General features: G+C 75.6%; 11 protein-coding genes. 5 read left to right on the forward strand and 6 right to left on the reverse strand.

All coding sequences use genetic code 11. The features are described from left to right. Window positions 1-4 precede the first annotated feature (4 nt). The 3 genes from RMN57_RS03080 to RMN57_RS03090 form a co-directional block, all read right to left on the reverse strand. A complete protein-coding gene (locus RMN57_RS03080) occupies window positions 5-700 on the reverse strand; it encodes an SMI1/KNR4 family protein (protein ID WP_313761790.1) in 696 nt (231 codons plus the stop codon). Window positions 701-759: 59 nt separating this feature from the next. After that, a complete protein-coding gene (locus tag RMN57_RS03085; protein ID WP_313761791.1) occupies window positions 760-1,941 on the reverse strand; it encodes a serine/threonine-protein kinase in 1,182 nt (393 codons plus the stop codon). Between the two features lie 118 nt (window positions 1,942-2,059). Next, window positions 2,060-2,926, reverse strand: a complete 867-nt coding sequence (locus RMN57_RS03090) for a hypothetical protein (RefSeq protein WP_313761792.1) — start codon at window positions 2,924-2,926, stop codon at window positions 2,060-2,062. Window positions 2,927-3,103: 177 nt separating this feature from the next. On the opposite strand from RMN57_RS03090, the gene RMN57_RS03095 reads away from it, so the two are divergent. Beyond that, the gene (locus RMN57_RS03095) at window positions 3,104-3,910 is read left to right on the forward strand and encodes an SDR family oxidoreductase (protein WP_313761793.1); all 807 of its coding nucleotides are present in this window, start codon (window positions 3,104-3,106) and stop codon (window positions 3,908-3,910) included. Between the two features lie 82 nt (window positions 3,911-3,992). Here RMN57_RS03095 and RMN57_RS03100 read toward each other — a convergent pair whose 3' ends face one another. After that, on the reverse strand, window positions 3,993-8,096 hold the full coding sequence (locus RMN57_RS03100; protein ID WP_313761794.1) for a helix-turn-helix domain-containing protein: 4,104 nt from the start codon (window positions 8,094-8,096) through the stop codon (window positions 3,993-3,995). A 265-nt stretch (window positions 8,097-8,361) separates the two neighbouring features. On the opposite strand from RMN57_RS03100, the gene RMN57_RS03105 reads away from it, so the two are divergent. From RMN57_RS03105 to RMN57_RS03115, 3 genes are all read left to right on the forward strand, one after another. Next, window positions 8,362-9,147: a glycoside hydrolase family 25 protein gene (locus RMN57_RS03105; protein WP_313761795.1), complete on the forward strand. Its 786-nt coding sequence runs from the start codon at window positions 8,362-8,364 to the stop codon at window positions 9,145-9,147. A gap of 60 nt (window positions 9,148-9,207) precedes the next feature. After that, complete coding sequence (locus RMN57_RS03110; protein WP_313761796.1) at window positions 9,208-9,843, forward strand: hypothetical protein; 636 nt, start codon at window positions 9,208-9,210, stop codon at window positions 9,841-9,843. Between the two features lie 258 nt (window positions 9,844-10,101). After that, a complete protein-coding gene (locus RMN57_RS03115; RefSeq protein WP_313761797.1) occupies window positions 10,102-10,989 on the forward strand; it encodes an MBL fold metallo-hydrolase in 888 nt (295 codons plus the stop codon). Here RMN57_RS03115 and RMN57_RS03120 read toward each other — a convergent pair. Together RMN57_RS03120 and RMN57_RS03125 are read right to left on the reverse strand one after the other, a co-directional pair. Beyond that, a complete protein-coding gene (locus tag RMN57_RS03120; RefSeq protein ID WP_313761798.1) occupies window positions 10,974-11,606 on the reverse strand; it encodes a dihydrofolate reductase in 633 nt (210 codons plus the stop codon). The two genes, RMN57_RS03115 and RMN57_RS03120, sit on opposite strands and share 16 nt — an antisense overlap. A 68-nt stretch (window positions 11,607-11,674) precedes the next feature. Beyond that, entirely contained in the window at window positions 11,675-12,982 is a 1,308-nt protein-coding gene (locus RMN57_RS03125) for a YncE family protein (RefSeq protein WP_313761799.1), read from the reverse strand. Window positions 12,983-13,128: 146 nt separating this feature from the next. On the opposite strand from RMN57_RS03125, the gene RMN57_RS03130 reads away from it, so the two are divergent. After that, the gene (locus tag RMN57_RS03130; RefSeq protein ID WP_313761800.1) at window positions 13,129-13,764 is read left to right on the forward strand and encodes a TetR/AcrR family transcriptional regulator; all 636 of its coding nucleotides are present in this window, start codon (window positions 13,129-13,131) and stop codon (window positions 13,762-13,764) included. Window positions 13,765-13,767 lie beyond the last annotated feature (3 nt).

Raw genomic sequence — 13,767 nt, forward strand, 5'->3', positions numbered from 1 at the left:
GCGATCAGTCCTCCCGGGGCACCGCGGCGAACACGGCCCCACCGGCCGCACGTTCCAGGCGGTACGGGCCGCAGACCCGGTCGAAGCGGGCCCGGCTCCCCGGCGGGGCGCCGCGCAGATCGGCCACCGGCGCGGCGTCCGGGACCCGGTGGGCCAGTTCGGCGACCACCGGGTCCGCGTCAGCGGCACGGAGCGCCGCCGCAACCGGCAGGGGCAGGTCGGGACCGTCCGGGTACAGGGCGTCCCAGAAGTCGTCGGCATAGGGCTGGACACCCTCGTCGAAGCCGGTGTCGTCCACCAACTCCTCGGCGGTGGTGACCAGTCGGTCCAGCCACTCGGCCAGCGAACCGGCCTGGACGTACAGCCCGCCCTCCCGGTACCGCATCAGCACCTGGCCCCACCCTCCGTCGGCCGCGACGTCGACCCAGGTCAACCCGCCACCGCCGTCGTCCGACACCACCCACCGCCGTTCCGGCAGGCCCTGTCCGCTCCCCTGGCGCGGGTGCCCGGTCAGCACGAACTCGACCGGTGGAACGGCGAACCCGCCCAGTTTGCCGAGCAGTTCACGCTCGGCGGCGGGCAGGGGCATCGGTAAGCCCGCGGGTGCCCCGGGCGCTGCGCCCGGGCGCAGCGCGAGGTCGAACGGCACCCGGTCGGCGAGCACGTGCAGGCGGGCGAGCAGGGAGTCGGCGGTGATCACGTCGGCCACGCTAGCCGAGTCGTGGTGCCGGCGGCTCGGCGGTACCGGACCGTGGCGGTTCAGAGGGCGAGGGTGCGCCAGCCCTGGGTGATCTGGTCCTGTACGGGGACCGGGGCGGGGTGGGCGGTCAGCAGTTCCAGCAGGGCCGCGCCGTCGGCGGGGCGGCCCGCCGGGTCGGCGGTGAGCGCCCGCACCACGACGGCAGCGAGCGCGGGGTCCAGGCCCTGGACGGCTGCGAGTGCGGCGGGCTCCGGGCCGGTGTCGATGATCCGCCGGATCACCGCGCCGGTGCTGGTCGCCGCGAACGGGCTGGCACCGTGCGCGGCGCAGACCACGCAGCAGGCCCAGGCCCAGACGTCGGCCGCCGTGCCGACCCGCTCGTCGCCGAACTGCTCGGGCGCCATGTAGGTGAGGGTGCCCGGCCCGGCGCCGGCCGTGGTGAGCCTGGTGCCGTCCACCAGTGCGGCGATGCCGAAGTCGAGCAGGCGAGGCCCGGCGGTGGTCAGCATGATGTTGGCCGGCTTGAGGTCGCGATGGATCAGGCCGAGCCGGTGCACCCCGGACAGGGCCACGGCCAGCGCGAGCGCCAGGGCCCGCAGCGCCTCCGGGGAGCGGATCGGCCCCTGCTCGCGCAGATGCGCGTCCAGGGGCCGGCCGTCCAGCAGTTCCATCACCAGGTACGGCCGTCCGCCGTCCACCCCGCCGTCGAGGACCCGGGCGGTGTAGGCGCCGGAGACCATGCCCAGCACCTCCGCCTCGCGTTCGAAGCGGCGCAAGAGCTCGGGATTGTCGAGCAGTTCGGGGTCGATGGTCTTCAGCGCCACCTGCGTCGCCGCGCCCTCCCGCCGGGCCAGGTACACGGTGCCCATCCCACCGGAGCCGATCCGGCCGAGCAGGTGGTACCCGCCGATCTTCCGTGGCTCGCCCTGGTGCATCGGCTGGTGCGCGACCGTGGGGGCGGGCGCCGAGGGCACGAACGGCGCAGACGGTGCGGCCGGTGCCGCCGGTACGGCCGCACCGGCGGCACCGGCCGCACCGCGGTCGGCCTGCGGCGGCTGGACGTACGTCCGGGCCTGGGGGTAGGCCGCGGCCGGGAGGACGGGAGGCACCGCGGCGGCAGCGTCGAGGCGCCTGCGCCGCCGCTTCCTTCCCGCGAGGACCGCTCGGGCCACGGTGACGGCAACCAGGACGACGACGATGACGACGATCAGGCCGAAGGGCGTCACAGGCGAGGCGTGCATCCGGCCACCCTAGGGCGTGGCCCCCAAGTCCCGCCAGGTGAAAGCCATTTGGGAACACCTGGACGATTGCCGAGGCTCGGACCACGCGGAGTCGGGCCCGATGGCGTCCGCTGCGGACCTACTCGCCGTCCCAGGGCGTGGCCGTGAGCACGCCTCCGCCGGCGTGGCGGCCGTAGCGGCAGCTCACCTCTGGCAGGTCGAACTCGACGCGGACGGGGCCGGCGACCGACCGGAGGTCCACGAGCCGGGCGCCGTCGGGCAGTTCGGCCGCCGCCGCCCTCAGGACCGGGTCGGCGCCCGTCCGCGCCTCGGCCGCGGTCATCGAGTCCGGTTCCGCGGGCCGGTCCGCCCCGTCGGGCCAGAGGTCGCCCAGCCGCAGGCCGAAGGCCCGCACGTCGCCGGCCGGGGTCTCGGCGAGGGCCTGCTCCAGGCAGCGGGCCAGGTGGTGGAGCCAGGCCGGCAGGGAGGGGGCGGCGCGGACGGTGTCGGTGGCGTCCCAGAACGTGAACACCGGACCCCACGCGCCGCTCTCCCGGTCGACGTCCACGTAGGTGTGGCCGTCGCCGTGGTCGGTGAAGACGAACCAGTGGGTGCCCGGGCCGCCCGCGTGGTCCTGGTACCAGCGGGTGCTGAAGCCGGCGTAGTGCCCGTGGTTGTAGGTGTGGTCGAGGTCCACGTGGTCGATCGACTCGTGGCCGTTCACGGACGACCGGGAGACGATCATCCGGACGCCGCCGACCGACCGCAGCAGCACCCGGATCTCCTCGGGCACGACGACCGGCCAGGCGTCCAGACGCGCGTCGTCGATGCCGGGGTCGAGGGTCACCAGCCCGCCGGAGGCCGCCGCCACGTGCCGCAGCAGCGCGACCACCTCGGCGGCGGTCGGGACCTCCGCGGCGACGGGGCGCTCCGCGGCGGCGGAGCCCGTGAGGTCGGTCGATACGGGCAGGTCGGTCGATACGGGCGGGTCGGGCAGGTCGGTCATCGGTCCCCCGGGCGCGGTGCGGCAGTCGTGAGGACGCTACCTCAGCGGGCTGACAGGCCGGCGGGAGGGCGAGCGGGAGAACGGACGGGACCGCGCGGGCCGGACCTGACGACCCGTGAGCATAGGATCCGATGGTCAGTCCACAGATCACCGAATCCCTCCCGGAGGCTGGAACCCATGTCCGACCAGCGCGTTGTCATCGTCACCGGCGGCGGTACCGGCATCGGCGCCGCGACCGCGCGGCTGCTGCGGGCCGAGGGCCACCACGTGGTCGTCTCCGGGCGGCGCGCCGAGCCGCTGGAGCGGATCGCCGAGGAGACCGGCGCGGTGGCGCACGTGTCCGACACCACCGAGCCGGCCGACGTCGAGGCGCTGGTGGAGGCGACGCTGTCCGCGTTCGGCCGGCTCGACGGGCTGGTCCTCAACGCCGGTGTCGGGCGTGGTGGCGCGGTGGGCGATGTCACGCCGGAGGACTGGGAGTTGGTGATGCGGACCAACCTCACCGGGCCGTTCCTGATGCTGCGGGCCGCGCTGCCGCACCTGCTGCGGTCGCGGGGCTCGGTCGTCGCGGTGGCCTCCGTCTCCGCGCTGCGCAACGGCCCGGGGAGCGCCGCCTACGCCACCTCCAAGGCCGCGCTGCTCCAGCTCTGCCGCTCGCTCACCGTCGACTACGGCCACCTCGGGCTGCGGGCCAACACCGTCTGCCCGGGCTGGGTGCGTACGGAGATGGCGGACCGCCGGATGACGCGCTTCGCGGACGCCGAGCAGCTGCCCGGCGGCGTGGACGAGGCCTACCGGCAGGCCACCCGGCTCTCCCCGGCCGCCCGGCCCGGCGAGCCGGAGGAGGTCGCCGCAGCCATCGGCTGGCTGCTCTCCCCCGCGGCGAGCTACGTCAACGGCGCCGCGCTCACGGTCGACGGCGGGGTCACCGCCATCGACCCGGGCACCACGGCCTTCGACTTCAGGATCGAGCCCCGCCACTGACGACCCACCGCCGACGGGCGCACCGGCCGCCGCCGAGGGGCGGGACCGGTGCGCCGCTCGGCGGCGGCCGGGACCGGGCCGGTCAGGGGCAGGTAGGGCGGTAGGGGGCGCCGGGGGCGAGGCGGAGCCAGTCGCGGTGCGGCAGGGGTGGACGGACGACGGCACAGGCCCCGGCGACGGCAGCGGCCGGGTCGAGGCTCCAGACGGGGGCGGCGCCGCTGTCACCCCCCGTCAGAACGCGGCCGTCGGGGAGGAAGGCGAGTCCGTTGAGCGGCAGGCCCGGGCCGGTGAGGGTGGCCGCCGGGGCCGGGGAGTCGAGATCCCAGAGCCGCAGCGCGCCCTGCTGCCCGACGTCGGCGAGGGTACGGCCGTCCGGGGCGAAGGCGAGGGCGTGGACGGTGTCGGAGCCCACGGTGCGCGCCGCCTCCTCGGGCTCCGCGGGGCGGTTCGGATCGGCGCCCAGCGATCGGCCGGTGCGGACGTCCCAGACCACGACCACGCGGTCGTTGCCGGCCGTCGCCAGGAGCCGGCCGTCCGGGCTGACCGCGAGGTGGCGCAGGTGGTCGGGGTGGAAGATGCCGCTCTTCCGCGGGCGCGCGTCCGGGTCGGCGGCCGCGAGCAGGTGGACGTGCTGCGAGTCGCAGGCGAAGGCCAGGTCGGCGCCGTCGCCGAGGAACACCGCCGCGTACACCGGACCGCACGGGTCGAGCGGGCGGGCACGCAACGGCGTGCCGTCGGACGGTCCGGTGAGCAGCCGGCCGTCGGCCGTGCCCACGGCCAGCACCGTGCCGTCGGGGCTGAGCGCGAGTGCGGTCGGGGACCTGCCCACGTCGACGGCTGCCGTCCGCGCGCCGTCCCCGGCGCGGTGGAGGTGGACGGCGCCGCCTTCGCGGGCGGCCGCCAGGGTGCGGCCGCGGCGGTCGAAGGCGAGGGCGGTGACGCGCCGCCCGTCGGGAGGGGTGACCGTGACCGGGCGCGGCACGGGGCCGCCGACGTCCCAGAGGGCGACCCGGCCGTCGGCGGTGCCGACCGCCGCGCGGTCACCGGCCGAGGCGACGGCGGTGACGGCGGGCCGGTCGGGGCCCGGTGCGAGGTCGGTGCCGCGGTGCAGGTCCCAGAGCAGGACGCTGCCGGGCGGGGAGCTGATGCCCCCCGAGGTGACGACGGTCCGGTTGTCGCCGGCGACGGCGACGTTGAGGACGAAGGTCGGGTGGCCGCGCAGTTCGGCCGCGACCCGGCCGGTGGGCAGGTCCCAGACGCGCGTGGTCTGGTCGGCGCCGGCCGAGAGCAGGGTGGTTCCGTCCGGGGTGAGGGCCAGGGCGTTGACGGGCCCCTGGTGGGCCGGCGGCAGGTCGGTGGACGTCCACTCGGCGGGGCGGTCGGCCGCGGGCCCGGCCACCCGGTGGAGCCGGGCGGAGCTCTGCGGCTCGTCCCCCTCCGCGCCGGAGGCGCCCGGCGGCGGGGCGGAGGGCAACGGGGCGGAGGGCGCCGGGGACGCCGGGGCGGAGGGCGCCGGGGACGCCGCGGCGGAAGGCAACGGGGCGGCCGGGACCGGGCCGCCGTCCACCGGAGGCCGCCAGAGCCGGATGTGCCCGCGGTCGCCGCCGACCGCCAGCAGCCGCCCGTCCGCGGCGAAGGCCACCGACTTCGGCGCCGGGGCCTGCCCGGAGAACACCGTCGTCGCCCCTCCCTCCGGGGCCCGGGACGGATCGGCGTCCTGCGATTCCCCCAGGTCCCCCAAGTCCCGGACCAGCACGTCGCCGTCGGTGGACGCGGAGGCGAGCAGGTGCCCCGGCCCGAAGGCGACGCCCTGGACCACCCCCGTGTGGCCGGTCAGCGTCCGCACCGGGGGTGCGGCGCCCGCGTCCGTGCGCCACACCCAGACGCACCCGTGTCCGGGCGGGGCGGCGTCGCTGCTGGCGGCCGCGAGCAGGGCGCCGTCCCGGCTGAAGGCCAACCGCTTGGCGGCCGAGGTGCCGATCGGGGAGCTCTGCGGCATCACCGGGGACGGCAACCGCTGCCGGTCGGCGACCCGCCAGAGCAGGATGCGCAGGCCCTGCTTCCTGGTGACCGTCACGGCCAGCAGCGATCCGTCGGGGCTGAACCTGACGTCCTGCACGGGCGCGTGGACGTCGTGGCCCTGCAGCTCGGCCACCCGGGCCATGCTGTGCGCGTCCCAGAGCGCCACCTGTCCCTGGGAGTCGCCGGTCGCCACCAGCCGCCCGTCGGGGCTGATCGCCAGCCCGTTGACGCCCAGGGCGAAGCCGGGGATCCGCCCGGTCAGGTACTCGGACTGGGTGCTGAGCACCGCGTCCTCGGCCGGCCGCCGCAGGCCGGTCCCGCCGGACAGCGCGACCCGGCGGGCCTCGACCGACTCCAGCATCGCCGCGTACGGATCCCGGCCCGCGTTGCGTTCGGCGTCGGAGAGCAGCGCGCGGGCGAGGTTGGTGCGGTTGGCGACGGTCGCGCGGTCCCACTGCTGCCAGGCGAAGCCGCCCGCGAGCAGCGCCGACACCAGCAGCAGGGCGAGCCCCGCCACCAGGTGGCGAAGCGTCCGCACCCGGCGCCGCTCGGCCCGGTGCTCCTGCTCGGCGCGGGCCGTCGCGGCGGCCAGGAACTCCCGCTCGACGAGGGTGAGCAGCTCCTCGCCGGCGGGCTCGGCCGCCCGTTCGCGCGCCAGCTCCAGTCGGCTGCCGCGGTAGAGCAGCGCCTCCTCCCGGCCCGCCCCGGCCCAGTGCTCGGCGTCCTGGGTGAGCTGCTGGTGCAGGCGCAGGCCGGCCCGCCCCTCCTCGACCCAGTCGCGCAGGCGCGGCCAGGCGCGGAGCAGGGCCTCGTGGGAGAGCGTCACGCCGCTGGCGTCGACGGTGATCAGGCGGTCGTCGGCGAAGGAGGCGAGCACCTGGTCGAGCACGCGGTCCTCCGATGGGGGGCCGGGCGCGTCGGGGCCCGAGCCGGGCACCCCGGGGGCGGGCCCGCCGGAGCCGGCCGCAGAGGTGTCCGGACCGGACAGCGACGCGCCGGGATCGGACCCGGGCCGGCCCGCCAGGGCGGCGCGGTCGACCCGGCGGCGCGAGCCCTGGCCGTCCGGACCCAGGTGGACCAGCCGGAGCAGCACCCGGCGGGCGGTGGCCCGCGCCGCATCGTCCTCCAGCCGGGCCCAGGCGCGCTCGGCCGTCGCGGCGACCGAGCCGTGCAGCCCGCCGATCGCCCGGTAGCCGGCCAGGGTGAGGGAGCGTCCGGCGCGCTGCTGCCAGACGGCGCGCAGGGTGTGGGCGAGCAGCGGCAGGGCGCCGGGGTCGTAGGCGCCCGCGGTGCCGGCGGTTCCGGCGCCCTCCAGGCCGAGGTCGGTGACCATCAGCTCCAGCAGACCGGGTTCGAGCTCCAGCCGGGCGGTGCGGGCGGGCCCGGTGATCGCCTCGGCCAGCTCGGCGGCGTTCATCGGCCCGAGGGCCAGCTGGCCGCGCCGGACGGCCTTCAGCAGGCCGTCGTGCGCCAGGCAGTGCCCGTACAGGTCGGCGCGGAGCCCCAGCACCACCGGTCGGCCGCCCTCGGGGCCGGCCTCGCGGCAGAGCGCGTCCAGGAAAGCCCGCCGCTGCTCGGGGTCGGCGCAGAGAGTGAACAGCTCCTCGGCCTGGTCGACGATCCACACGGCCTCCGGGCCGTCGGCGAGTTCGGCGAGCCGGTCGAGCGGGCGGCCGGTCGGGGTGAGGACGGCGGCGGAGGCGGGGCCGAGGCCGGCCAGGGCGCCGCGCCGCAGGGCGGGCACCAGGCCGGCCCGCAGCAGTGAGGACTTTCCGGCCCCGGACGGACCGACCACCAGGACGGGACCGCCGCGGTCGGCGCGGCGCTCGGCGAGCAGGCCCAGCAGCGCGGCGCGGGCCCGGTCGCGGCCGTGGAACCAGCGCTCGTCCTCCGCCCGGAAGGACGCGAGGCCCGGGTAGGGGCAGTGGCCGCGCGTCGCCAGCGCGACCAGTGAGCCGCCCGCCCGCAGGGCCCGGTCGCAGGCGCGGGCGAACTCGGCGGTGGCCGGCTTGTCGCCGTTCTCCACCTTGCTGATGTGGCTCTTGTCGTAGTGCACCTGGCCGGCGAGATCGGCCTGCGAGAGCCTGGCGTCGCGGCGCAGCGTGCGCAGCACCGTTCCGAATCCGGCCCCGTCCGACCGCCCCGGGTCGCTCTCCGTGCTCACCGTCGGCCCCCGCTCCGCTCGCTCCCGACCCGTCAACGACTGGGCGCCGGGCGGGTCACGCGGTGTCGGGCATTCCCCTCTGACGAGTGATAGCGGCAGGTCAGATGGGTTGTCGAGATGTCCCGACCGGGCGACAACAGGCAACCGGTGCAGGCCGGGCCGCCGCTGGGCGAAGCTCTCATCAGGCAGCGGAACCGCCGACCGGCACGGCGCCGGACCGAACGCTCCGTCACCACCCTGGAACCACAGCAGAGGAGAACCCGACGTGAAGCTCCGATTCCGCAGCAAGGTCCACCGGGCCGTCCGGGCGGCCGCCGTCGCCGCGGTCGTGGCGTCCGCCGTCGGCGCGACCGCCCTGGGGCCGGCCTCGCCGGCCGGCGCCGCGGGCACCGGTCCGGACGCCTACGCGGTGCGCGGCATCGACAGCTACCACGGCGACCACGGCCCGAAGGAGGACCAGGCCTTCGACTGGCCCGCGATCGCCCGCAGCGGCCAGTCCTTCGTGATGCTCAAGGCCACCCAGGGCACCGGCTTCACCGACGGCTGGTTCGGCCGGGACCTCGCCGGCGCCCGTTCGGTGGACCTGGTCCGCACCGGCTACCACTACTTCACCGCCGACCAGGACGGCACCGCCCAGGCCGACCACTTCCTCGACGTGCTGCACCGCGAGGGCTTCTCCGGCACCCGGCCGGGCGAGCTGCCGCCGGTGCTGGACCTCGAACAGTGCCGGAGCGGCGGCCACCGGCTCCGGCTCGGCCAGGTGAAGGCCTTCCTCCAGCGGGTGCAGCAGGCCACCGGCGCCACGCCGATCGTCTACACCCGCAAGAACTTCGTCGACGACTGCCTCGGCGGGACCGAGGAGCTGAGCGGCTACCCGCTCTGGCTCGCCCGCTACGGCACCACCCCGCCCGAGCCGCTGCCCGGCGCCAAGGGCTGGGACTTCTGGCAGTACAGCGACCGCGCGTCGGTGCCGGGCACGCCCGGCAAGGTCGACGCCAGTGTCTTCCACGCCGACCGGGCGGCCCTGCGCCGCCTGGCCCACCAGGGCTGACGCCCCTTCCGGAGCTCCACCTCCCCCCTTCCCGCACCACCTGCCGCAGGAGGCACCACCATGAAGCACATCCGCCGTTCGACCGTCGCCGCCCTCGCCGCCGCCGTGCTCGGCTCGCTCGTCCTCACCGGGCCGGCCGTCGCGCGGCCCGCCGATGCCCTGCCCCCCGCCGCGGTCTCCGAGGTCGCCGATCCGGTCCTCGACACCGAGGACGAGGGCGGTGAGGCCCTCGACGCCGGCTCGGAGACCGAGCGGGCCGCGGCCGCGAAGATCACCCGGGCCGAGGAGATCCGGCGCGCGAAGGTCTGGCTGACGGACAACGCGGGCAGGGCCGTGCCGTACAGCCAGAAGAAGACCTGGAAGGACGGCTACCGCCAGGACTGCTCCGGCTACGCCTCGATGGCCCTCAGGCTCCCCAAGTCGGGCCCGAACACGGTGTCGCTGAAGAACGACGGCTGGACCAGGCCGATCGCGATGCAGGACCTGCGCCAGGGCGACCTGGTCATCAAGGCCAACAGCAACGACCCGAAACACCGGCACGTCGTCATCTTCGACGGCTGGGTGGACGGCAAGCGCACCTCCTACAAGTCGTACGAGCAGGCCGGCAAGGTCGGCACCCGGTACGCCACGCACAGCTACGGCCTGAAGTCCGGTGACGGCTACCACGCCTACCGCCCGGTCAACCTGGTCGACTGACACCCGCGCCGGCCACGCGCCCCCTGCCACCCGCGGCCCGTGACACTCGGAACCGCGGGCGGCACGGGGCGCGGGGCCACGGGGACGCAGGGCCACGCGTGCGCAGGGCACGGGGGCCGTGAGGCCTCGAACATCCCGGACGGGCGCTGTCACAGGCGCCTGGTAGGTTCGCATCCGGTGGCTCCCGCAGGGGGTGCCGCGCCCGTCCGCCGGGGGGCAGACGGGAAGCCGACGCGCTGACCGGAACCAGGAGGCGGCATGACCCCCGACCCGCACCCGATCGACTTCGCCGACGCGTCCGCACACCTCGCGGGGCGCTCGCTCGACGTGCGGTGGATCCACGGCTCCGAGTCCGCCAAGCACAACACGGACCCGGAGCTCCAGGTCCACCACTACGACGAGCACACCGTGATCCTGCGGCAGAACATGGCGGTCAACTACGAGGCGCCGTTCCTGTTCCTGCTCTTCGGCAACGACCGCGCCGTGCTGCTGGACACCGGCGCCACCGCGTCCGCCGAGTACTTCCCGCTCCGCCGCGTCGTCGACGAGCTGGTGGAGCGCTGGCTCGACCGCCACCCGCGCCCCGGCTACCGGCTGGTCGTGCTGCACAGCCACGGACACGGGGACCACGTCGCGGGGGACGCGCAGTTCGCCGACCGCGCCGACACGGTGGTGGTGGGCGCGGAGCTCGCCACCGTCCGGGCCTTCCTGGGCCTGGACGACGACCTCGACCGGCCGGCCCGGCTGGACCTCGGCGGCCGGGTGCTGACCTGCCTGCCCGGCCCCGGCCACCACGAGGCGGCGATCTCCTACTTCGACCCGTTCACCGGCTTCCTGCTCACCGGCGACACCGTCTACCCGGGCCGGCTGTACGTCGCCGACTGGGACGCCTACACCGCGACGATCGACCGGCTGATCGCCTTCGCGGCCACGCACCCGGTGAGCCACGTGCTCGGCTGCCACATCGAGATGAGCACGGAGAAGGGCGTCGACTACCCGATCCGGTACACCTACCAGCCGGACGAGCCGCCGCTGCAGCTGGCGGTCGACCGGCTGCAGGCCGTCCGCGACGCCCTGGACGAGGCGGACGCCAGGCCCGGCCGGCACGTCCACGACGACTTCGTGATCGTCTACGGCACGTCCTGAGCCGCCTCGCCGCCGTTCGGGCCCGGTCGGCGGCGCTCGTACCTGAGGATCCGGTAGCGCAGCCCGGAGGTCGAGGGGCGCCAGCCCTGCTCCTCGACGACGCTCCACCCCGGGCCCGGGGCCGGGGCGTAGGTGTCGCCCGCCACCGACAGGTCGATCTCGGTCACCGAGAGCGTCACGGCGTACTCCATGGCGGCGCGGTAGATCTGCCCGCCGCCGATCACCCACACCTGCCCGGCGGCCGGCGCCGGCGACCCGGCGGCGAGCTCCAGGGCCTCGCCGACGGAGCCGGCCCGTTCGGCGCCGTCGGCCGCCCACTGCGGATCGCGGGTCACCACGATGTTGCGCCGGCCGGGCAGCGGGCGGAACCGCGGCGGGAGCGCGTCCCAGGTCCGACGGCCCATCACCACCGGGTGGCCGAGCGTGGTGGCCCTGAAGTGCTCCAGGTCCTCGGGCAGCCGCCACGGCATGTCGTTGTCGGCCCCGATCACACCGTCGAGGGTCTGCGCCCAGATCAGCCCGACCTCCGCACCGCGACCGGTGCCGTGTCCGCCGGGTGGTGCGGGCGGCCCGCCGCCGCCGGGCCGCAACGGGTCGTCGTCCTGGGGGTCCGCCATGACCGGCGATTCTACCGATCACCGGCGGCGCGCCCCGCCGCGGCGGCCGTCCGTACCCGGTCCGGCCGTCAGCGGCCGGACGGGCCGGTCCAGTCGGCCGCGACGTGGCCGAGGCGGACGCGCTGCGGGTGGTCGCCGACCGGCACGGAGGCGGTCCTGAGCCCCGTCGCGAAGTCGATCGCGGTGACCTGGTCGGCGCCGCTCTCCGAGATGATGCAGGACTTGCCGTCGCCGCTCACGGTGGCCCAGTACGGCTTCGAGGCGGGCACCAGCGGCCCCTCCTGCAGGGTGGCGCGGTCGACGACCGTCGCGTAGTCGTCCATCGTCCCGGCGACGCAGAGCTTGTCGCCGGCGGGGCTCATCGAGAGCCCGTGGTGGCGCGAGTCGTTGACCCAGGTGGTGCGGTCCTCGCTGGTCGCCGGGTTCTTCGGCAGGGTCTTGATCCGGGTGATCCGGTCGCCGGCCACGTCGTACTCCACGAAGCCGTTGAAGAACGACACCTGGAAGTAGAGCTTCGACTCGTCGGGGGTGAAGGCGGCCGGGCGGATCGCGTCGGAGAGGTCCGAGCGGCCGAAGGCGTCGAGCCGCTCGCGCATGTCGATCACCCGGGTCTGCGCGAAGGTGTCGGCGTCCACCACGGTGATCCGGCGGTCGCCCTTCGTCCAGTCCAGCCACGGCGCGTCGAGGGCGGTGTTCACCTCGCCGATCGACATGTTCCAGATCCGCCGGCCGCCGTCGGTGAACAGGTTCTCGTGCGGCTTGTCCCCGGTCCCGAACGAGCCGAGCTGCGCGCCGGTGCGGACGTCCAGCACGTGGACGGTGTTGGATGTGGACGCGGAGACCGCCACCCGGGTGCCGTCCGGGGAGAGCGCCATGTGGTCGGAGCGGTAGCCGGAGACCGGGAAGCGCCAGTTGATCCGCCCGGTGGCGAGGTCGATGGAGACCACGTCGGCGAAGCTCGGCCGGGAGACGACCACGGCGGTGCCGTCCGGGGTGGAGTACATGTCGTCGACGAACTGGTCGTGGCCCTCCCCGGGGCCGAGCCGGATGCCCAGGAAGTAGGCGAGCTTGACAGGGTTGAGGTAGATCTCGGTGAGCCGCTGCTCCTTGTCCGGGATCACGTTGACGCGCCCGATCCGGGCGAGGTCGCCGGTGGAGCGGATGACGTCCGCCGTGCCGTCCCAGTTGTTGCCGACGAACATCACCTCCCGCAGCCCCTGGCCCGCGGCGGGGGACGCAGCGGCGGCCGCTCCCGCGGGCGCCGTGGCCGAGGCGGTGAGGGCCAGGCCGAGGGCGGCCGCGAGGCCGCCGAGGGCCCGGGTGCGCCGGGAGATCCGGGACGGACGGGGGGAGGCGGGGTGTGCGGGGGCTGTCATCGCCGCTCCTTCGCGAGAACGCGCAGAGTCTGAAAAGGAGGTTTGTCAGATTGCGTTACTCGACGGTAGGGACGACCTGCCGACCCTGACAAGACGTCGGTGGGCAACAATTGAAGGATCATCAGCGGCGATCGGGGGCGGCGGCAGTGGCAGGTGGGCCCACGGGCACGTACGGCGGACGGTCCGCGCAGGAGCGGCGGGCCGAGCGGCGCGAACGCTTCCTCCGGGCCGCCCTGGACCAGTTCGGCGACCGGCCGGGCTACCGGGCCGCCTCGGTGACGGCGCTCTGCGAGGCGGCCGGCCTGTCCACCCGCCAGTTCTACGAGGAGTTCCGCAACCTGGAGGACGTCCTCGCCCAGCTGCACCTGGTGGTCAACGACTGGACGGAGCAGGCCGTCCTGGCCGCCCTCGGCGACTCCGCGGGCCTCGCCTTCGAGGCACGGATCAGGGCGGTGCTGCGCGCCTACGTCGCGGCGGCGACCGACGACCCGCGCCGGCTGCGGATCGCCTTCGTCGAGATCATCGGCGTCAGCGCGGCGCTGGAGCGCCAGCGACTGGTCCGGCGCTCCCGCTGGGTGGAGCTGATCCTCGCCGAGGCCCGGGCCGCCGCGGAGCGCGGCGAGGCCGCGGAACGGGACTACCGGATCGCCGCGACGGCGTTCATCGGCGCCGTCAACGGGCTGCTGCACGACTGGACGGCCGGCCAGTTCGAGGCCTCGATGGAGCAGGTGGTGGACGAGCTGGTGGCGCTCCTGCTGGGGGTGGTCCGCCCGCCCGCCTGAGAA

This window comes from Kitasatospora sp. CM 4170 (assembly GCF_032110285.1).
In the GTDB taxonomy this organism is placed as follows: Bacteria; Actinomycetota; Actinomycetes; order Streptomycetales; family Streptomycetaceae; genus Kitasatospora; species Kitasatospora aburaviensis.

Coding starts and splice junctions, on each gene's coding strand:
- RMN57_RS03095 (WP_313761793.1), top strand. CDS start 3,104: ATGTCCGACCAGCGCGTTGTCATCGTCACCGGCGGCGGTACCGGCATC.
- RMN57_RS03110 (WP_313761796.1), top strand. CDS start 9,208: ATGAAGCACATCCGCCGTTCGACCGTCGCCGCCCTCGCCGCCGCCGTG.
- RMN57_RS03115 (WP_313761797.1), top strand. CDS start 10,102: ATGACCCCCGACCCGCACCCGATCGACTTCGCCGACGCGTCCGCACAC.
- RMN57_RS03085 (WP_313761791.1), bottom strand. CDS start 1,941: ATGCACGCCTCGCCTGTGACGCCCTTCGGCCTGATCGTCGTCATCGTC.
- RMN57_RS03125 (WP_313761799.1), bottom strand. CDS start 12,982: ATGACAGCCCCCGCACACCCCGCCTCCCCCCGTCCGTCCCGGATCTCC.
- RMN57_RS03090 (WP_313761792.1), bottom strand. CDS start 2,926: ATGACCGACCTGCCCGACCCGCCCGTATCGACCGACCTGCCCGTATCG.
- RMN57_RS03120 (WP_313761798.1), bottom strand. CDS start 11,606: ATGGCGGACCCCCAGGACGACGACCCGTTGCGGCCCGGCGGCGGCGGG.